Origin of the sequence: uncultured Salegentibacter sp. (assembly GCF_963972535.1) — a bacterium.
GTDB lineage: Bacteria > Bacteroidota > Bacteroidia > Flavobacteriales > Flavobacteriaceae > Salegentibacter.
In genome coordinates this window covers 21,238-42,853 of the sequence record NZ_CAXAVR010000011.1, presented here as the reverse complement: position 1 = coordinate 42,853, position 21,616 = coordinate 21,238, and the positions used below count along the sequence as shown (strand labels likewise).

At 38.7% G+C, this 21,616-nt stretch carries 13 protein-coding genes; 2 read left to right on the top strand and 11 right to left on the bottom strand.

The window, feature by feature from the left end; translation table 11 throughout:
* Positions 1-89 precede the first annotated feature (89 nt).
* On the bottom strand, positions 90-542 hold the full coding sequence (locus AACZ30_RS02940; RefSeq protein ID WP_339647726.1) for a GatB/YqeY domain-containing protein: 453 nt from the start codon (positions 540-542) through the stop codon (positions 90-92).
* A 131-nt stretch (positions 543-673) separates the two neighbouring features.
* Between AACZ30_RS02940 and AACZ30_RS02935 the strand changes: the two genes are divergently transcribed.
* Positions 674-1,573 (top strand): alpha/beta hydrolase, encoded by a 900-nt coding sequence (locus tag AACZ30_RS02935; RefSeq protein WP_339647725.1) that lies wholly within the window; start codon positions 674-676, stop codon positions 1,571-1,573.
* Between the two features lie 130 nt (positions 1,574-1,703).
* Here the strand turns inward: AACZ30_RS02935 and bglX are convergent, their stop codons facing one another.
* The 10 genes from bglX to AACZ30_RS02885 form a co-directional block, all read right to left on the bottom strand.
* Positions 1,704-3,977 (bottom strand): beta-glucosidase BglX, encoded by a 2,274-nt coding sequence (gene bglX / locus AACZ30_RS02930; RefSeq protein WP_339647724.1) that lies wholly within the window; start codon positions 3,975-3,977, stop codon positions 1,704-1,706.
* A gap of 30 nt (positions 3,978-4,007) precedes the next feature.
* Positions 4,008-5,813, bottom strand: a complete 1,806-nt coding sequence (locus AACZ30_RS02925) for a family 43 glycosylhydrolase (RefSeq protein WP_339647723.1) — start codon at positions 5,811-5,813, stop codon at positions 4,008-4,010.
* 7 nt (positions 5,814-5,820) lie between these two features.
* Positions 5,821-6,630 (bottom strand): prolyl oligopeptidase family serine peptidase, encoded by an 810-nt coding sequence (locus AACZ30_RS02920; protein WP_339647722.1) that lies wholly within the window; start codon positions 6,628-6,630, stop codon positions 5,821-5,823.
* Positions 6,631-6,649: 19 nt separating this feature from the next.
* Positions 6,650-7,648 carry a metallophosphoesterase gene (locus AACZ30_RS02915; protein ID WP_339647721.1) on the bottom strand — a complete coding sequence of 333 codons (999 nt, stop codon included), beginning with the start codon at positions 7,646-7,648 and terminating at the stop codon, positions 6,650-6,652.
* 5 nt (positions 7,649-7,653) lie between these two features.
* Positions 7,654-9,030, bottom strand: a complete 1,377-nt coding sequence (locus AACZ30_RS02910) for a glucoamylase family protein (RefSeq protein WP_339647720.1) — start codon at positions 9,028-9,030, stop codon at positions 7,654-7,656.
* Between the two features lie 25 nt (positions 9,031-9,055).
* Complete coding sequence (locus AACZ30_RS02905) at positions 9,056-10,390, bottom strand: glucoamylase family protein (RefSeq protein ID WP_339647719.1); 1,335 nt, start codon at positions 10,388-10,390, stop codon at positions 9,056-9,058.
* Positions 10,391-10,527: 137 nt separating this feature from the next.
* Positions 10,528-12,246, bottom strand: coding sequence for a LamG-like jellyroll fold domain-containing protein (locus AACZ30_RS02900; RefSeq protein ID WP_339647718.1), 1,719 nt, complete (start codon positions 12,244-12,246; stop codon positions 10,528-10,530).
* A gap of 6 nt (positions 12,247-12,252) precedes the next feature.
* Entirely contained in the window at positions 12,253-13,827 is a 1,575-nt protein-coding gene (locus AACZ30_RS02895; protein ID WP_339647717.1) for a RagB/SusD family nutrient uptake outer membrane protein, read from the bottom strand.
* Between the two features lie 10 nt (positions 13,828-13,837).
* Complete coding sequence (locus AACZ30_RS02890; protein WP_339647716.1) at positions 13,838-16,840, bottom strand: TonB-dependent receptor; 3,003 nt, start codon at positions 16,838-16,840, stop codon at positions 13,838-13,840.
* 224 nt (positions 16,841-17,064) lie between these two features.
* Entirely contained in the window at positions 17,065-19,815 is a 2,751-nt protein-coding gene (locus tag AACZ30_RS02885; RefSeq protein WP_339647715.1) for a LuxR C-terminal-related transcriptional regulator, read from the bottom strand.
* A 93-nt stretch (positions 19,816-19,908) separates the two neighbouring features.
* Between AACZ30_RS02885 and AACZ30_RS02880 the strand changes: the two genes are divergently transcribed.
* Entirely contained in the window at positions 19,909-21,591 is a 1,683-nt protein-coding gene (locus AACZ30_RS02880) for a sulfatase (protein ID WP_339647714.1), read from the top strand.
* Positions 21,592-21,616 lie beyond the last annotated feature (25 nt).

The window sequence follows — 21,616 nt, the reverse complement described above, 5'->3', positions numbered from 1 at the left end:
AGTTAGCAGTTAGCAGTTAGCAGTTAGCAGTTAGCAGTTAGCAGTTAGCAAAAACTAAAAAATATTTTTATCAAATCTATTCTGAAAAATTACTTACTCAATTTCTTCTTAACAATAGTAGAAATGGTTTTGCCATCGGCTCTACCGGCCAATTCAGCGCTTGCCATTCCCATCACTTTTCCCATATCCTGCATTCCGCTGGCTCCGGTTTTAGCGATAACTTCGTCTACTTTAGCTTCAATTTCAGCTTCACTCAACTGTTCAGGTAAAAAAGACTCAATCACTGCGGCCTGTTTTTCTTCAGGCTCGGCCAAATCTGCCCTGTTTTGCTCCCTGTAAATCGCAGCACTTTCCTTGCGTTGTTTTACAAGTTTCTGCAAAATTTTAAGTTCTTCATCATCAGTTAAACCGTCTTTTGCAGAACTTTCAGTATTGGCTAATAAAATAGCACTTTTAACCGATCGTAAAGCTTCCAGTTTTTCACTGTCCTTAGCTTTCATAGCAGCTTTCATCTCTGCCATTACTTTATCCTGTAAACTCATAACTTGTTAGTGTCATTTCCGCGCAGGCGGAAATCTTAATTTCGCAGCGAAGATAAAATATTAAAATTAAAATCCCCACTTATTCTCCCTGCAAAATTAAGTATCTTGAGACGCTAAATTATAATTCATTTATGAAAAACCCGATTTTCATCCTCCTGTTCTTGCTAAGTTTTTCAATTTCAGCCCAGCAAAGATTTATAGACGAATCTTTTCAGCTAGAAGAGACTGAAACCAAAACCTATGCTACTAAGGAAGGCGAAGAATTAAAACTGGACATTTATCAGCCTAAAAATGATACTATGCAGCACAGACCTGTAATAATTTTTATGCACGGCGGCGGATTTGCAGGCGGCACCCGAACTAATCCCGCCGAAGTAGATTTTGCTAGAACTGCTGCAAAAAAAGGTTATGTTGCTGTACAAATTTCTTACCGGTTAACCCGAAAAGGACAATCTTTTGGTTGTGATTATAACGCATCTGGGAAAATGGAAACCTTTAAAATGGCTGCTGAAGATTTTATGGATGCCGTGAATTTTATGGTTAAAAATAAAGAAGAATTTAATATAAATCCAGCAAAGATAATTGTGGGCGGAAGTAGTGCTGGCGCAGAAGCAGTTTTAAACGCGGTATACAACGAAAAACTTATGCTCGAGGATTTTTCTAAATACCAAAACTTTGATTTTGCCGGGGTTTTCTCTCTTGCCGGTGCTATTGTAGATGCGCGATATATTACTGAAGAAAACGCTATTCCCGGGGTATTTTTCCACGGTACTGAAGATAATCTTGTGCCCTATGCAAGCGCACCTCATCACTGGTGTGATCGGGACCAACCGGGATATATTATGCTGGACGGCTCCAAAACAATTACTGAAAAACTTAAAAAACTGAATACCTCATACTTACTTTACAGTTTCGAAGGCGGAAAACACGAACACTCCGGAATGCCATTCGACCATTTCCCTGAAGTTTTCCACTTTTTTAATTCGGTATTTTTAAATGGAGAAAATCAGCAAATTGAAGTATGGAAATAGCAACCAACCGCTTAAGTAAAGAGCGATCAAAGAATTTGTTTAAACGCTTAAAATAAAAAATCCCGCCGAAGCGGGATTCAATAACCCAGAGATAGTAGGGTATCTCAAGGTTGTGCGCATCAATAAAAAACTACTCCTCTACCGTAAATTCATTGGTAAATTTGTGGTCTGAACTTCCGGCAACGAAAAACTCGAATTCGCCGGGTTCTACTACAAATTCCAGATCTGCATTATAAAATTTCAGGTCTTCTGCGGTAAGCTCAAAACTCACTTCTTTTGTTTCACCTTTCTTTAAACTTATCTTTTTAAACGCCTTCAACTCTTTCATTGGCGGCGTAATACTTCTCACTTTATCGTGCGTATATAACTGCACCACTTCCTCTCCTTCATAATCACCTGTATTGGTTACTGTAGTAGCAATGGTGATGCTTCCGTCTTTATTTAATTTATCGGTACTTGCAGTAGTCTCCCCGTATTCAAAATCGGTGTACGAAAGTCCGTAGCCAAAAGGCAATTGCGGAGTATTTTCAACATCTAAATAATTAGACTTGAATTTCTGAAATTCAGAAGGTGATGCCGCTGGTCTACCGGTGGTTTTCATTCGGTAGTAAATTGGAATTTGCCCAACATTTCTTGGCCAGGTAGCCGTTAACTTTCCTGAAGGATTATAATCTCCAAAAAGCACATCGGCTATGGCATTTCCGGCTTCTACACCCGGATGCCAAACCTGAAGAATACTCACCGGCATTTCCATTTCTTCGGAAATCACCAACGGACGGCCACTCATCAATACCAAAACTACAGGCTTCCCGGTTTTCACGAGTTCCCTAATCAATTTCTGCTGACTATCAGGAATATTTAAATTGGTACGGCTTGCAGCTTCCCCGCTCATTTCGGTAGCTTCTCCAACCACAGCAACAATTACATCTGCATCTTCAGAAACCTGTAAAGCTTCTTCTATCATTGCTTCAGGAGTTTCTTCTGAAATTTCGATACGTGGCCCAAAAACATTTACATTTTTAGCAAAAGTGGTATCGTTACTAATATTGGCACCTTTTGCGTAAGAGATTTCAGCATTTGGAGCTACATTTTTTATCCCTTCCATCACCGGAACTGAAAGCTGAGGATCTCCGGTTGGTGCCCAGGTTCCCAACATATTATTCTTATTATTTGCCAGCGGTCCAACTAATGCAATTTTTGCATTTTTGGCCAATGGAAGTGTGTTTTCATGCTTCTTTAAAAGCACAAAAGAACGTTTTGCTGCTTTCCTGGCTACCGCCCTATTTTCTTCGGAAAGAATATCTTTTTCTGGCCTGCTTTCATCTGAATATAAATATGGATCATCTAAAAGACCCAATTTATGTTTTGCTTCCAGAATTCGGCGAGCCGCTTTGGTGATCTGTTCTTCGGAAACTTTGCCTTCTTCCACAGATTTCTTCAGAGTCGTTAAAAATCCTTCTCCAACCATATCCATATCCAGTCCGGCGTTTATGGCCAAAGCCGAAACATCCTGCAGGTCTCCCATTCCGTGGGCAATCATTTCGTTTACCGAAGTATAATCGGAAACTACAAAACCTTCAAAACCCCAACGCTCACGAAATAAATCTGTAATTAACCATTTATTTCCCGAAGCCGGAACTCCGTGAATATCATTAAAGGAAGTCATTGCACTGGCAACTCCTGCATCTACCGCAGCTTTATACGGTGGCAAATATTCATTGAACATTTTTATCTTACTCATATCTACCGAATTGTAATCCCGGCCGGCTTCAGAAGCTCCATATAGCGCTAAATGTTTTACGGTAGCGATCATTGTATTAGGCGCAGTAAAATCATCTCCCTGGTAACCTTCCACCATTGCTTTTGCAACCTGGGAACCCAAATAAGGATCTTCCCCGGCACCTTCAGCAATACGACCCCAACGCGGATCGCGAGCTATGTCTACCATTGGCGAGAAATTCCAGTTAATCCCATCGGCCGTGGCTTCTTTTGCCGCAATTTGAGCGGTTTCTTTTATCAAATCCATATCCCAGCTGGAAGAAAGTCCCAGAGGAATAGGAAAAGTGGTTTTATATCCGTGAATAACATCAGAGCCAATTAGCAACGGAATTCCAAGACGGGAATTCTCAACGGCTAATTTTTGCGCCTGTCTTACCTTTTCGGGGCTGGAAACACCAAAAACGCCACCAACATTTCCTTCTTTAATTTTGTTTTCTACGCCTTCACTTACTACAGATCCTGTAGCAACGCCACCACCGGGTGTTACGAGGTTTAACTGACCTATTTTCTCTTCCAGCGTCATTTTCCCCAGTATTTCTTCTACCTCCGGAATTTGCGTTTGCGCCTGTAACACAGAGGCTCCTGCCATAAGGAATAGGCTAATTGACATATAAATCTTTCTCATATCGATTGGTTTAATTAATTCTCAATTTTTTTATTCTACATATATAACTTCAGATCTCTCTGAAATCCCATTTTCATTAAATGCTTCAATCTGAAAGTAATATTCGGTATCCCGATCCAGGTTGCGCATAAAATGTTCATTGCTATCATAAATTAACCAGGCGTGGTATAATTTATCAGGAGCAATACCCCAGCGAATATTATAGCCCTGAGCTCCCTCTACTGCTTTCCAGGTGAAAGATGCATCTCTTCGGTCTTCCTGGCGCGAAACTTCGAAGCTTTTTACCCTTGCAGGTTTCTTGCCAAAACCTTTTCCAAACACCCTAATTTCAGATAAAGCCAGGTTATTCCCCGGCACTTCAATATTGTTATAACGCACGTATTTTGCTCTTACAGGCTGGTTAAGCGTGATATAGGCATTCGGCGTATCTTCAAAGCTCTTACTTTTATCTACAACGGTTTTCCAGTTTTCGCCATCTTCTGAAAGCTCCAATGTATACCGGTGACGTAAACCTTCGGTACGGGTATAAATACCAGCCTCCTGGTCGTGAAAATTTAGTTGAAACGCATAGATGTTTCCCGGCGCCAGCATTTCTATCTCCACCCATTGATTATCGTCATTAGCTTCAGCAACCCAAAAAGATTTCGGACTTTCATCGGTTAACAACTTCGAGATAATTTCACCTTCACTATTCTTTTCCAGTGGCATTTCGGTAATATCAAAATCACCATCTGTGGCCGTACTTTTTCTAATTTGCATTTGAGAAGAGGATACTGTTGTCTCTCCTTTATAGGAAAGCAACATCCAGCCATTGTGAAGTCCAGCTTTTGTAGAATGATCGGGTCCGTACAAAGGATAATCACCGTAGCTTGTAATGGTGTACATTAAACCTTCGTCATCAAAATAGGTTGGAAACATAGCCAGCCTGCGTTCCCAATGAGAATTGGAAGCCAGAGCCATGGTAGCAAAATGCCAGTATTGTCCGTTGGTTTGTTCCATAGTAATCCCGTGGCCGGCACCATTGGTAAATCCGCCCGGCTTTAAACTCATGGGATTGTTTTTCATGTATTTAAAAGGACCAAGCGGTGTTTCGCCCACATAAGCGGCATCGGCATAAACATTAAATTGTGTCCCGGGCGCTGCATACTGCAAATAGTATTTCCCGTCGTGCTTTGTCATGGAAGCCCCTTCCATATAACCTTCTTTTAAGGTTGGATGGTAATTATTCTCTCCAAAGCGTTCCCAGCCGTGTTCTTCTTCTACCAGGTTAATAAGTTCCTTTTCAACCCCGGTTTCAAGAAAACGATCGTCTTTATCCAGCATTTTAACCTTAAGGGGATGCACATTCGAAGAGCCCCAGTACAAATAGGTTTTCCCGTCATCGTCGATAAACAGTTCTGAATCCTGAATATTATTAGAAATAGAAGCCGTAGGAGTCCATTTACCACTTTTAGGATCATCGGTATAAAGAATACTACCGTAACCTGCAGGATCACCGGCAAAATAAACAAGGGAGTCATTATAATTAAAAGCGGTTGGTGCGTTGGAACCTTCAAAATACCATTGTTCTGGTTTGATAAATTCCCAATTGATCAAATCTTTAGAATGCCAGTACCCAAAAGATCGGGTAACAAACATATAATATTCACCCTGAAATTCAATTACGGCAGGATCAGCCCCTGAACGATAAGAAATATTCTTACTGGAATTATACACCATATAGGTGTAATCAATATCCAACGGATTGATATAGGTTTCCGGCACTACCTCCTGTGCACTTATAAAAGGACTAATAAGCAAGGCCGTACCTATAAGTATGTATTTGAAATTTTTCATCTACTAATTATTTTCCATTTTCATTTTCCAGGCTATGCGAGAATAACCAGGGCAATAAATTAGGTTCTGCAAATGCTGAATCCCAGCTGTTATGATTGTCGTCCGGATATAAAGAAAGCTTCGCATTCCCACCGTAGTGATTAATAGATCGGGCCATTGCTTCAGAATATTTTGGAAGCACTACATCATCTTTCTTTCCGTGGAAAAGCCAAATATTAAAACCTTCCGGATATTCTTTTGCTATTTCCGGATTGGCCCCACCGCAAATAGCAAAGGCTGCTGCAAACATTTCAGGCTTTTTATAGATTATCTCGAAAGTTCCCATTCCTCCCATGGAAAGTCCGCCAACGTAAATTTGATCTTTATTGACGTAATCTTTGGAAGCCATTTTATCCATGAGCTCCATAACTAATTGTAGAGATTTCGTAGCCGTTTCTTTATTCATAAAATTGAATTGAAGCGGAACGCTATCGCGGTTCACCTCAACCTTTGCCCAATAATCTTCTTTTGGGGCCTGCGGAAAGATCACAATCGCGGGAAATTCTTCCTGTTTTTCCAGAAATAATTTACTGCCATGGGTTAGTTGAGCTTCATTGTCGCTACCTCTTTCTCCCGCACCGTGTAGAAACAAAACCACAGGATATTCCCTTTCCTCAGAAAAATCCTTCGGAAAGAGAATACGGTAATTTAGAGTATCAGAATTTTTAATAAATAGTTCTTTTTTAAAAGCTTCATTTTCCTGTGCTTCTACTGAAAATGGGACAATGAGAAAAATTATCAGGAAAACCGCTAAGACGTATAAAAATCTATTTTTCATATTTATTTTTTTGATGCTATTATTTTAATTGAATATTTTCAAAAGTGAAATTTTGCTCCTTCTCTTTCTTAAACTCGTCAAGCCAGGGCGAGTAGGTTTTTACTTCAATTCTTTGATTTTCGGGATTAACTTTAATAATTCTTAAAAAACCATTTCCACCATTTTCTGAGCCTTCCACCCCTTTTTGATAATTGGCAAGCATCTGGTAAACCTTATTCCCATTTTCACCTTCGCTTACTAAAGTTCCAACGCCAGATTTAAGAATATGTCCCGAAAATACCATTGAAATATTCTCGTGCTTTTTAATTAGTTTTTCCCAAAGTTGAGCGCCGTTATTTGGAGCTTCTTCGCCGGCATCCTTCCCTATTCCGTAGTTTTCAGGAAGCCACCAATCCTCACTGTCGTGCAGTGTGCTATCCTCGTAAACATAAGCGTGGGTTACAATTATGAAATTATGTTGAGAATATTTTTCTATCATCTCATCTGCCCATTTAATCGTTTTATTCCTGGGGCCAAACTCTAAGGACAATACCATCCAATTTTGATCCCCGATCTTAAACTCACTTAAAAGATTATCAATTTTTCCTTCAGGGAATGAAGCTACAAGATTAGGAATCTCATTTGGTGAAAAGTAGGCATTGGCCATAGCGGTATTCCGGGTATCGGCAAATTTACCGCTGGCACTTCCCATATCGTGATTACCTAACACAAAGGAAAATGGTACTTTTTCGTCAATAATATTAAAGCCCTCCTTAGCCACATCCCATTCCTTACCGTTGTTATTCTGGGTAATATCACCAACGTGCAGGGCGAAGGAAAATCTATCATTATTATTGGCCAACCAACGCATTTGATGCAAATAGATTTCTGGATACTCTTCAACATATGTCTGGGTATCCGGCAGTACTACAAATTCAAAAGACTTCTGTTGAGCCAATGAAGAACCTGTAATCAATACTGCGACAAGAATTAGAATAAGACTCCGAATACGGTTAAAATATGTTAGCTCGTAATTCATATAAATTAATCAGAAGTATTAAATCCTAATTTTTCGAGACCATTTTGCACTTCGGGAGCGCCCATAAATAGATCCCAGATCAGGCCTGATCTGTAATTTTCTATCATTACCACTTGTGGCCCCTGGTCTATTGCCAAATATTTCGGAGCTACCCAATCCTCACCTTCAAGACTATAAGCATCGTAAAATCCGGCTGGTCCCCAAAGCAATTCGTTTTGATCTTCAAAGAAATACCTCATCGCATTCAAAGAAAGTTCTGGCGTATAAGGCATAGAACTAATCGCCGCAGTTGGCGAAACCACTCCTTTATCATCATCTGGAGAATGGGCGGTATAGCCTATCCCATCATCTTCGTTACGGGTATAACTTGCAGTTAGACCCCATGAATTTTCATTATAAGTTTCAGAATCATTCGGGTTTTCCTGTGTGTATTCGTAATTGATTTTGGTATGATTTACATTCAGATCCCAGTAATTAGCATATTTATCTTCAAGACCTTTCGGATTCAACCCTAAATAAGAATAATGTGCCCAAAAAAGCGGACCGGCTTTATCGCCACGGGTGTTATGCTTTAGAATTAACGGGATTCCATAAGCTTTTTTATCGCTTACAATATTACCGCTACGAGCCCAACCTTCGTGATAAACGGCAGGTTCAATTGCGTGATCTGGAGAAGAAGCAGCCATTACGTAAGTGATGAGACACTCATTATAACCTTCAATCATAAAATCCATTTCCCACTGATAATCTGGTGACCAGTGCCAGTAGAGTCCGTTTTTATTGTTGGTGTACCATTCCCATTCAATGCCCTTCCAAAGCTCATCGTATTTAGCAGCTACCGCTTTTTCTTCTTCGTTTCCATTTTTTAAATATTCACGAACTACAATAAATCCCTGCGCCAAAAATGAAGTTTCCACAAGGTCTCCTCCATTATCTTTATCGCTAAAAGCCTGTACATCGCCTGTTTCACCGTTTAACCAGTGTGGCCATACCCCGTGAAATCTTGGAGCATTATCTAAAAAATCAGCAATTTTATCCAAGCGGGCAACTGCGGAATCACGCTGAATCCATTTCCGTTCCATTCCTGAAACTATAGCCATAAGTCCGAACCCGGAGCCTCCGGTGGTAACTACGTGGGCATCGTTCTTTGGATATTCCCCATCAGGATGATAGCGTTCTCGCGCCATTCCGGAATTTGGTTCGGCGTAATCCCAGAAGTATTTAAGAGTTTGCTTTTGAACCGTATCTAATAAAGCTTCCCTGGAAAGAGACGTGGTTTCAGTTTTTTCTAATTCCTGTTCATCTTTATTTGATTCGTTTTTACAGCTAAAAAGCACGAAACCGATTAAAAGAAAGCTTAGAATTAATTTATAGTTAGTCATTTTGTATAATTTTTAATTTTCGGAATTAATAATTAAACTCCAGTTTGTCTAAACCGGCTTGTATTTCTTCATCTTGCATAAAAAGATCCCAAAGTAAACCTGTTCGGTAATTTTCTATCATTGAAATTATGGGACCCTGGTCTATAGCAAGGTAGCCATCTGCTACCCAATTCTCTTCTTCAGAAAAAGCATCATAAAATCCATAAGGACCCCAAAGTTGATCTCCCATTTCTTCATAAAAATAACGCAGGGCTTTCATAGATTCTCCCGGAGTATATGGGAAAGAAGACAAAGCTGCTGTTGGTGTGATCACTCCCAAATCGTTTGCAGGACTGTGTGCCGAATAACCTTCATAATTATCGCTGGCGGTAAAACCCCAGCTGTTTTCTCCATAACCTTCATAATTCCGTGGATTATCTATCGCATAATTATAATGAATTAGGCTATGCGCCGTGTTTTGATCCCAGTAATTTGCGTATTGATCGCTCAGGTTTCGGGGATCAAGCCCTATAAAAGAATAATGGGCAAAGAATAAAGGACCGCCATATGATGGCCCAAGCGGTAACTCAAGTCCGTAATGCTGACGATTATTGACCATAGCGCCATTTGATGCCCAACCCTGGTGATAAACTTTAGGTTCAATGGAATGAGTGGGTGATGATGCCGCAAGTACATATACCATTAGAGATTCATTCCACCCCTGAATTTTTAAATCTTTCTGAAAATTATAAGTTGGGGACCAGTGCCAATAAAGCACATTTTCTCCCTGGGTGTACCAATCCCATTCTACAGCTTCCCACAGTTCAGTAATTCGTTCTGAAATACTTGTTTCTTCAGAAAAATACTGTCGATTTATAAGCAAACCCTGCATTAGGAAAGAAGTCTCTACAAGATCGCCACCATCATCCATATCTCCGAAGGGGCGTGTTTGGGCAACATCGTCTAAATACCAATGTGAAAAAGCGCCGTGATAGGTAGGAGCTTCTTCCAAAAAGTTAAGAATTTTTTCCAGCCTTTCAACTGCTTCAGCTCTGCTTATCCAGCCACGCTCTACAGCTACCGGAAAAGCTGCCAGTCCAAAACCGGAGCCTCCAATGGTAACAATATTTCTTCCTTCACCACCATATGCATCATCCTGGGAGCGTTCACGCGCTAACCCGGAATTTGTGCCGGCAAAATCCCAGAAATATTTAAAGGTTTGTTGCTGAACTTTTTCCAACAGCTCTGAATCACTTAAACTCTCCTCCTCTTCTTCGGGCTCCTGTCCTGGTTGGTAGGGTTCCTGGTAACCAGGTCCATCATCAGAAGAACAGGAAGAAAAAATAAGTATTAATCCTATAAAATATAAACTTCTAAACATTTTGAATTTTATTAATGAAGGAGCGGATAACATAGATTTGTCAAAATTTGAGATGCATAGGTCCATCTTACTAAGTGTGATAGTAGGATGTAAAGATTCCAGCCCTAATTAGAGCCGGAATTATTTCTAAAATTATTCTATTCTTCCATCGCTGCTTCTACCTCCTCAGCGGTCAGAGCTTTGTTATAGAAACGGAGGTTATCCATATAACTTCTATCAGCCAGGTGGTTCCATCCTGTGAATCTTGGAGCACCAGACATAATAGAAACAATATCGGTTCCCGTCCAGTCTACTCCGCCAGGAACATCACCGGTATTCACCAGTTCACCATCCAAATAAATATGGCTTTCAGAATCGGTGATTACAAGGGCAACGTGTACCCATTCTCCTGCAGCAACATCAATCACACCACCATCATTCCAACTATCGGCAGATCCATTTCCAACATTTGCCTTAATACGTTGTTCATCGGCATTGCCTTCTCTAAAGAGACGGAAGCCACTGGTTCTATTATTTTGTGCATCAGGGTTTTCTTCATCTTCAGGTCCTATAACAATAATCCCGGCACGATCTGGATCGGCATTAACTTTATACCAGAAAGTAGTACTAAATTCTTCGCTTAACAGACCATCTGACGGTAATTGCAGGTAAGATCCTTCAGCACCGGCATAAGCATTGTTCCCTTCTACACTTTCTCCAGCAAATCCCGGAGAACCAACTTCTAATACTTCACGGTTGGAAACCATATCTCTAAAGTCACCGTTAAAAGGCATATCTAAAGTAATGGAAGAAGCATTGATTAGTTGCTGAATATCTTCCTGGGCTAAAGCAGTATTAAACAATCTAAGTTCATCTATATTACTACCAATATCAGATTTATGATCCCAATAGCTAAAGGTCTCTCCACCGGCACCTATGGTAAGTTGTTCTACTCCGGTCCAGTCTATAGCTGCAGTCATGGTTCCTGTATTTACTGGCATTCCATTAATATAAAGCACAGTTTCTGTAGGAGTTACGCTGAACGCGATATGAACCCATTCGTTGTTGGTTACCTCTATTATTCCACCGTCATTCCAGCTTTCCCCGGTACCGGTTCCAACGTTCATTTTAATGGTTTGCTCTTCAGCAGAACCTTCTCTAAATAGACGGAAACCTTGCTGGCGCTCCTCGTTAGCTCCCGCTACAAGAATCCCTGCCCGGTTAGCTTCATCAGTATTAACTTTATACCAAAAGGCACCACTAAATTCGCTACCAAGGTCTTCCTGGTCCAGTGGCACGTCTATATAAGATTCAGCTACACCTTCGTAGGCTCCTGTTCCCAGGTAAGCATCTCCTGAAATAGCCGGATCTCCTGTTTCACTAGCCATATAAATATTTACCAATTCGGTAAAATCTGCATCAAAAGGCATATAGAAAAACTCTCCAGCATATTTTGGAGTATAAGGAGGTTCTTTACTAAAATTAACGGTTTTACTCGTAGTATTTCCGGCAATATCTGTAGCATTAATAGTTAAGGTATGTTCCCCGTTGGTAACATTTTCAAAACTTACTTCCCGGTTTACTATACGATAATCGAGAAACTCGTTAAAAGTTGCAATTTGATCTCCATTTACCAGAACTTCAATTATATCTACCTCGATATCATCAACCACCTCAAACCGAATGTTAATTGCAGCTACCGGTTCAGGCACCTGAATTGTAGTCCCTTCGTTAGGATAGTTAATAGTAACCTCGGGCGCGCCGGCATCTTCTCCCGGATCTACCTGGGTAAGCGGATCTATTCCATCATACTCACAGGAAGTGAGCAGCAGGATGAATGAAAATATTCCGAAATAATATTTATTGATTTTTTTCATTGTTTTTTAGTTTAAGTCAGACAAAATATCGTTCATCACAGTATTTCTGTCTACTGCTGTGGCCTCAATAGGTAAGGCATCTAATTGCTCCTGCGGATATGGTAAATATTCCTTATCTGCGGTGAAATTTCTACCATCATAACTTAATTCCCCATACTTATCATGGCGAATCATATCATAATATCTTATTCCCCATTCCATTGCTAATTCAGCGAATTTTTCATCTAAAACCTGTTCGTGAGTAACCCCGCTTAAAGAAGGCATACCGGCACGGTTTCTCACTATGTTCACTGCTTCATCAGCAGAAATGCTGGAACCGCTTGCGCCTAAAGTTATAGCCTCAGCATACATCAGTAGCACTTCGGCATAACGAATTACGATCATATTTTTTCCGGCGCTATATTGATTTCTTCCATCGGTAAGCTGAATGGAAGGAAGATAATGCTTCCCACTGGCGAATTTTGCACGAGCATAATCGTTAATAATATCTCCAGAAGGAGTAGTATTAGTAACAAATCCTGGTACTTCAACCCCATTTTCTTCCAGCTCTGCAATACCTCTATCGGTAAACAGTACACTTGTTTCCAACCTGGTTTCTTCACCCCGGTTTATCATGAATTCTATCCATTTATCACTTGGTTCGTAGAATCCCCATCCACTCTGCGCGTTCTCACGAGCGGGTGTCCAGTTTTGCGGACCAAAAGGTGCAAAAAGATGATATAATTCACCTCCTGCTTCAGTTCCATAATCTGAATATTGTATTTCAAGCAAACTCTCATTACTTAGTTCTCCTGGTTTTTTAAAAAGTTGGTAGAAATCTGAATAAAGAGAAAATTTCCCTGAGCTAATAATAGCTCCCGCAGCATCGGCAACTTCCTGATAATTCTCTAATTCCTGATGTGCAAGTGCTTTAAGAGCATAAGCTGTATATCGCGTAACTCCACCCTGGATATCGGTACGCTCGTTTGGACGCGCGTCTGGAAGGTTTTCTATAGCCATATCCATTTCATCTGAAATAAATTGCATTACCTCTGCTTTTGAAGAAACTCCCTGTTCCAGTTCTTCCTCTGGCTGATTGGAAGTAATAATAAATACATCTTCCCAGGTTCTGGCCAGGTTAAAATGAAGATAAGCTCGCAGTACTTTTATCTCAGCTATATATTGATCTGCTCTATCTATATCCCCGGCATCAGCAAACTCTTTAAAGCTTTCAAGCTGTAAAATTGCGCTGTTCATATTAACAATATCATTATAATGAACATTCCAAAGCGAATTATACATCCAATAGCCCTGGTCATACTCATACCTGTCGGTATCTGCAAACTGTTGCTGGTCTCCCAAACCACCTGCGTTTACGTCATCACCTCTTACCCCTAATAATAGCGGTTCTTCCCAACCACGTGTAGCAAATTCGTAATAAGCACCAATTAAAGGCTGTACCATATTACTGGCATCGGTAACATCAAGATCACCGGTATCTAATTGCCCTTCTCTTTCTTCAAGTTTATCGGTACAGGAACTAACTCCAAAGCCCAAAATAAGACACAGGAGGAAAATTTTTGTGAAACTATATCTTTTCATAATAATTTTTTTAGAATTTTAAATTAACACCCATAGTGTAAATTGCAGGAACTGGGTATGTTTGCCTATCTACCCCGTCTGATACTTCAGGATTAAAACCATTGTAGTTAAAGAATGAAAATGGTTTTTCAGCAGTAAAATATATCCTGGTATCAGGAAGACCCTCTGCTTCAATATTATAAGCTACTTGAATATTTTGAATGCGGAAGAAATCTCCATCTTCTACCCAGAAATCACTTAAACGCTGGTTCCAGGCTTTACGTAGTCCTGCTGAAGAAGGGTAGGTATTACTTGTTCCTTCCCCGTGCCACCTGTTAACAGCAAGATCGGCATCAATATTTGTATCCTGGGTGAAAATAATTTCCCCACGTTTTCTATTTAATATCTTATTCCCGGCCTGCCCGTAAAAGTCCATTGAAAAATCAAAGGCTTTATAGCTTACGCCAATATTACCACCAAAGGTATATTTAGGTAAAAAAGATCCCAGGATTACCCTATCGGAATCATCTATTACACCATCGCCATTTTGATCTCTATAAATTAAATCTCCGGGAACAAGGTTGTTTTCTACAGCAACAGGATCGGCATCTATTTCCTGTTGGTTTTGGTATACCCCAATTCTTTCATATCCATAAAAACCAAGTAAAGGACCACCAATAGTAGTTCGCTGTCTAAATTCAGCTGAACCGGAATCGATATAACCTCTTTCATCTTCAATTTCAAGAGTTTCGTTCTTTAGCGTAGTGAAATTTGCACCTATTCTAAAGCTAAAATCTTCAGACACCTGTTGACTCCAGTTTGCTACAAGTTCAAGCCCTTCGTTTCTTATTACTCCCGAATTTCTATCTATACTTCTATTCACAATTGGAATAAAAACAGGAAGAATTGCATCGTGGGTATCACGTATATAATAGTCGGCATCAAGAGATAACCTTCTATCGAATGCTTCAAGATTTAACCCGAAGTTATATTCTTCAATAACCTCCCAGGTATTATTGGAAAATACACTGGTAGAAGTTAAACCAGTTCTGGGCTGATCGCCTATTGGAGCGGTTACCACTTCAATAGTGTTAGAACCTGCACTGGCTGCTACATTATCATTACCCAATTTACCCCAACTGGCTCTTAATTTAAAGAAATCTATAAGATCATTATCTACAAGAAATTCTTCTTCAGAAACAACCCAACCTAAACCAACAGAAGGGAAATAGCCCCAGGGATCTAAGGTAAATTTGGAAGATCCATCGGCTCTAAACGTACCATAAAATATGTATTTATCTTTAAAGGTATAGGCTACCCTACCAAAGTATGAAAGCCCGTAAAATCTTCTACCTACTTCTCCTACATTATTAGCAAAAGAATCCGGATCAGCAAAATCCAGGTACCAGCTTGTTTCAAGACCAATTCCCGATATATCAAAACCGGTGGCTTCAAATTCGTTCCTGGCTTCATCTCTAAATGATGTACCGGCCATTAAAGTTAAATCGTGATCCCCAAAAGTATCTTCATAAGTCAATACATTATCCCAGTATTGATTGGAGAAATTATTATTTTCTCTTTTAATACTAGAACGTCTTTCATAATTATTTCCAAGTGTATAAGGAAGGTTTACTTCGCGTATTTCTAAACTGGAATAATCGTGACTATAAGTAGTTTTAATATCTAATTTATCTTCTATTAATTCATACTGTAAAAATGCAGAAGTAAGTTGTTTTCTTATTTTTTGCCTATTCTCGTTATAAGCAAGATCCTGAAATGGGTTTTGCGTACTTCTATACCCAAGAAGTTGAGCATTAGAGTAACGAGTAGGTCCGGCTTCTGTATTTGTTTCATCAATTACCGGCATTGTAGGCACTGCAAAGTAAGCTCTAAACCAGGCTCCGTTCTCTGGAGCATGTTTGGTCGCGTTACTAAATATAGAATTTACTCCCATTTTTAACCTATCGGTTAAATCTATATCTACTTTAGCACGAATATTAAAACGTTCGTAATCATTTTTCATATCAAGAATACCTTCCTGCCCGGTATAGTTGGCTCCAACCGCATAAACCACACTTTCTCCTCCACCTGAAGCAGAAATACTGTGGTTTTGAATTAAACCTTCTCTAAGAATTTCCTTATACCAATCGGTATTCACAGCGGGAACATTAGGATTAATTCGGCTACGGCCATAACGCTGAATTGCATTTTCAATAAATTGAGCATCTGGCGCAGACCCAGATTCCCTTGCCATAGTAGCAAATTGCTCTGTATTGGCAAGTTTCACAACATTTTGTGCACGTTGAAAACCGGTATAACCATCATACTCAAATTGAGGTTTCTGGTTTTTTCTACCAGATTTTGTTTCGATGATCACAACCCCGTTTGCCGCTCTAACTCCATATATAGCAGAAGATGAGGCATCTTTTAAAACGTTTATAGATTTAATGTCTTTTGTGTTTAGGAAATCAATATTATCATACAAAACATCATCTACTACATATAGTACATTGGTGCCTTCCCCAAAGGTGCCCAGTCCTCTAATTCTTACTGTAGGAGAATCACCGGGTGAACCGGAGTTAACAATTTGCACCCCGGAAACTTTTCCCTGTAAAGATTGCATAACGTTAGAGGTAGGTGTTTTTTCAATCTCCTCAGCAGACACCGTACTAATAGAACCTGTTAAATCCCTTTTCTCCTGGGTACCATAACCAATTACCACAACTTCTTCAAGTTGATCGGTATCTTCTTCCAATGCTATGGTGTATTGATTATTTTGTCCCACCTTAAATTCCTGCGGCATAAAACCAAGGAACGTTACTCTTACGGCATCACCAACTTCAACATTGTCGAGACTAAAATTCCCATCAAAGTCGGTTACATCAAAAATCTCTTTGTCAATAACCTTTACTTCGGCTCCCGGTAAAGGCATTTCATTTTGGTCTGTTATTATCCCGGTAATGGATTTGGTTTCCTGGGCAAATCCAAAACTGGATAATAAGACCATACAAATGGCAAATAATTTTAATTTCATACGGTTGAATTTTTACTGAATTTTAACAGAAAGATACAACCAAGCTTAGTTTTTACGCAAACGATATAGTACACTACCGCTACATCAAAAAAATTAAGGTTTTAATTGATTGATTAACAGTCATTTAATTACATTTTGAAGTAAATTTTTAACATTGTTTTAAATCGATGATGTAGTAATGATGTATTCTTTTTATGTTAATTTTGGAGGTTTAATTTAAGAACTTAGAAATTTTTTATAAGAAAATTTGTCAAATTCTCCTTTTTATCCAGGTCCATTTTCTTCCGAAGGCGATAACGATGTACTTCTACACCGCGTATAGAAATACCCATTAATGGAGCAATTTCTTTTGAGGTAAGATTCATTTTAAGATAAGAGCAAAGCTTTAAATCTTTGCTGGTAAGATGAGGATAACTATCCAGAATATCTTTAAAGAAATCCTGGTGCAATTCATTAAAATTAGTTTCAAATACCTGCCATTCATCCTTATTTTTAATAGCACGGTTTATCTTATTTAATATATGCTTCATTTTAAATTGATTGGGAAAACTACTTTTATCCTTATTCAATTCATTTTGAATTTCCATCAACATTTCATTTTTCTTTGCCGCCACCATAGTAGTATTAGCCAACTCTTTTCTTTTTAAGTTTATTTGATTCTTTAATCTTTCTTTTTCAAGATTATTGTGCCTTTCCTGGTGTTCTTTTTCAAATTTCTCTTCTAACACTCGTTGGTGTTTTCTAAGTTTCCGCTGGTTATACCAATACACCAAAACCACCAAAGACAAAATAATAAGCATATAAACCAGTTTCATTAAGTTAGAGAGATACCACGGGGGCTGAATACTAAAATTAAAACTGTTCTTTTTTGCTATTTTAGCTTGCGGCCCTACGGCCAGAAGTTGCAACTCATAATCGCCATGATTAAGGTTTTGCAGATTTATCACTCCATTTTTAACTTCTCCGCTTAGTGTATCTTCTCCCCTTAAACGATACCGTAATCCCATAGCTTCAGAGACCGGAAAAGAAGTATATATATTTAGGTCCCTTGAACTTTTATAAGGAATCTCAGGATTATTTTCCAGAGAATGGCGGCCATTAATATTAAGAAAACCCTTAACTGTAGGCGTGCTAATATGAACATCATCTAAATTTTTTACATATCTGGCCAGGTCTAATTTTGCGAAACCATCATTTAAGGCAATATAGTAGAGCGAATCTCCATTTTTTAATATTTCCTCATAATTCTTTACCAGCCTGTTATTGAGGTTTCCGGGAGCAATTACAATATTTTCATCATCAAAATTGGTTAATTTAAGCGAATTGTTTTCGGTATGGCTAAACCAATATGAACCTGCATCTTTCAGTAACATTTTATGTTTTCTAAAAGCCTGTAATTCTTCAAAAACAAATAATGAATCTTTAAACGAATTGTATTTAAACCATTGGTCGCCATTAAAAACAGCTATTTGATTATTAATTACAAAAACATTCGTATTAATACTGTTCCCGCCGTCGGGGATTTTGATTTTATCTATAAACTGAGTTTCCTTGAAGTTATTTTTTAATCCTACCCTGTAAAAACCTTCGTAAGGGTGTGCTGCCCAAAGGCTGGTTTCATTTTCAAAAACAACATTTTTAACCGGAAAATTTAAACTGTCAAGATTATAGATGCTGTCATCTTTTCTGCTAAAATTTCGAATTCCGGTATAACTGCTAATTAAATAATCATTTCTGCTGTAGGGTACCGCACTAATTTTAAAACTTCCTGTAGAAGTTTCTACAGGCATCAGTCTATCCTGAATTAAGTAATAAGTGCCCGTATTATGGTTTACATATAATGTATCGTTCAGGATCTCGAGGTTCCAGGTATGGCCCTCTGCACCTTTAATAATTTCAAGCTGATTATTATTAAAAGTATAAACGCCGGTATTACTGGCCAGGAACATTTTATTATTATAAAAAACGAGATCATAAACTGCTCCCAATTCGCCAGTATCATCGGTGTAAAACTCTACTGGAGAGTCAATTTCTATCCGGTCTATTCCGTTATCCAGGCCTAACCAAATATTACCATGTTTCTCTACAAAGCCCAGGACGGTATTATTCTGAAGTCCGCTATTTCGGTTAAAAATAGTGTAAGATTGCGTTGCTTCATCATAGTTTATTATTCCGTTCTTAACAGTACCTAAAAGTATTCTTTGGTTATCTAAGGTCATGATGTGGTTAAGTTCAGAACTTTCCAACTCATTCATCAATTTAGTATCCTTCAACAATTTGCAGCCCGTGGTGTTGTACTTAAATAGCTTCTCCCGGGTTCCAATAATGAGATTTTCTCCCTGGATTGCCATATCTACGATTACTTCATCATTTAAAATTTCCTGATTTGGAAGTTTTTGTAATTCGTTATTCTCATCTAAAAAATGTATCCCATTCTTTCTCACCGCAAACAAGAGCTTATCTCTATAAACCAACATCTTATTACTTACAATATTCTGAATAGGTTTTATAGTCTTATTATCATATTTATAAATCGCTCCAAAGGATCTAAAATAAATATCACCGTTAAACTCCAGGATTTCCCAAAATTCTTCACTTTGCATTGCGTATTTTCCAAGCTTTGGAATAAGTGAAGTATAGAACAATTTGCCCGTATCATCCTTCTTCCAATATCCAAATTCCTTATAAGACCCCGTAAAGATTTTATCCTCATAAACGAAAACTGAACGAATAATACTACCATTGGGCAAAGAAGATAATTCCCAGGTTTGACCATCAAAACTTAGGAGACCCTGATTATTTGCGGCGTAAATCACACCTTCTTCATCTACATCAATATCCCAATTCTGGCTGGCTGCTTCATAAGCTGTAGAAGAATAATTATGTATGGGAGGCGTAAGCTGTTGTGAAAACAAGCTATAGCACTGAAAACCAAATAAGAAAAGAAATAATATTTTCAGTTTAAAAAACTTCATAAATTCCAATTGAGCAGTTTTTGTATAGGTCTAATTTAAAACAAAATTACATACTTTTTGTACATTAGTTCTTACTCACCAAAATCTTCCTTTATGTTTTCTAACAAAATTTCTCTCCTATTTTTCAGCTTTTTTCTACTAAGTATTTCTTTGATTTCCTGTAAAAACAATAATTCAGAAAAAGAAGAAGATAAAAATTCTGAAACAAAACGACCCAATATAGTTTTTATAATGACCGATGACCATGCGGCACAGGCCATTAGTGCATACGGTCATCCCGTTAGTAAATTAGCTCCTACACCTAATATTGATAGAATTGCCCAGAATGGTGTAAAATTTAATAATAACTTTTGCACTAATTCCATTTGCGGGCCCAGCCGCGCTGTAATCCTAACAGGAAAACATAGCCACGAAAACGGATTTAGAATGAATGGGGAAGTTTTTGATGGTTCCCAACCTACCCTTCCAAAATTCTTAAAAGAAGTGGGCTATCAAACCGCCCTGGTAGGAAAATGGCATCTTCACGGTTTACCTGAAGGTTTTGATCACTGGAATATACTTGTAGATCAGGGAAATTATTATAATCCAGATTTCATTAAAGGAAAAGATACGACCAGGATTGAAGGTTATGCCACCGATATTATTACCGAAATGGGCCTGGACTGGTTAAAAAATAACCGTGCAGAAGACAAACCCTTTATGCTTATGGTGCAACATAAGGCTCCCCACAGGAACTGGATGCCCGCTTTAAGGCATTTAAATAAATATGATTCTATTGAATTCCCTTTACCCGATAGTTATTTTTCAGATCACGAAGGCCAGGTAGCCGCACAACAACAGCTGCAAACCATTTATGAAGATATGTACGAAGGTCACGATCTAAAAATGAGTGTAGAGAAAGGTAGCGATTCTTTAAGGCATAATCCCTGGAAAACAGATTTTGGCAGAATGACCAAAGAACAACGCGATACCTGGAATGCAGCTTACCGACCTAAAAATGATGCTTTTCACGATGCTAATTTGACCGGGAAAGAATTAGCAGAATGGAAAGGCCAGCGTTATTTAAGAGATTATCTTGCCACTGTTGCATCCGTAGATGAAGGGGTTGGGGAAATCTTAGATTATCTTGAAGAATCGGGTCTAGATGAAAATACCCTAATTGTTTATACCACAGACCAGGGTTTTTATTTAGGTGAAAAAGGATTTTTTGACAAGCGGTTTATGTACGAAGAATCTTTGGCTATGCCTATGTTAATGCAACTTCCAGGCGATATTGAAGCAGGAAGCGAAATAAATGCGCTAACGCAAAACCTGGATTTTGCGCCAACTTTTCTCGATTTTGCGAATGCAGAAATCCCCCAGGATATGCAGGGAAAATCTTTACGCACTTTAATGAATAATTCAGTTTCAGATAAAGATTTTAGGAATGCAATTTATTATCATTATTACGATTTCCCGGCCTTTCATATGGTGAAAAGACACTACGGTATAAGAACCAATCGTTTTAAATTAATACATTTTTATGATGATATAGATGAATGGGAATTATACGACCTCAAAGAAGATCCAACAGAAATGACCAACCTATATAATCATCCAGATTATGCCGAAGTTAGGGAAGAAATGCACCAAAGCCTGGATTCCCTTCAGCAAAAATATAATGTTACGAAGGAAGAATTTAAAACAACTCCAGAAGAACAGGTAGAAAGGGCTTACCGTAATTTCGCAAAAATGGCGGGGGAAGATCCTGAAAACTACCCAGATTTTAAAAATTAGTATTTATTCCAAATTATCGGATTTT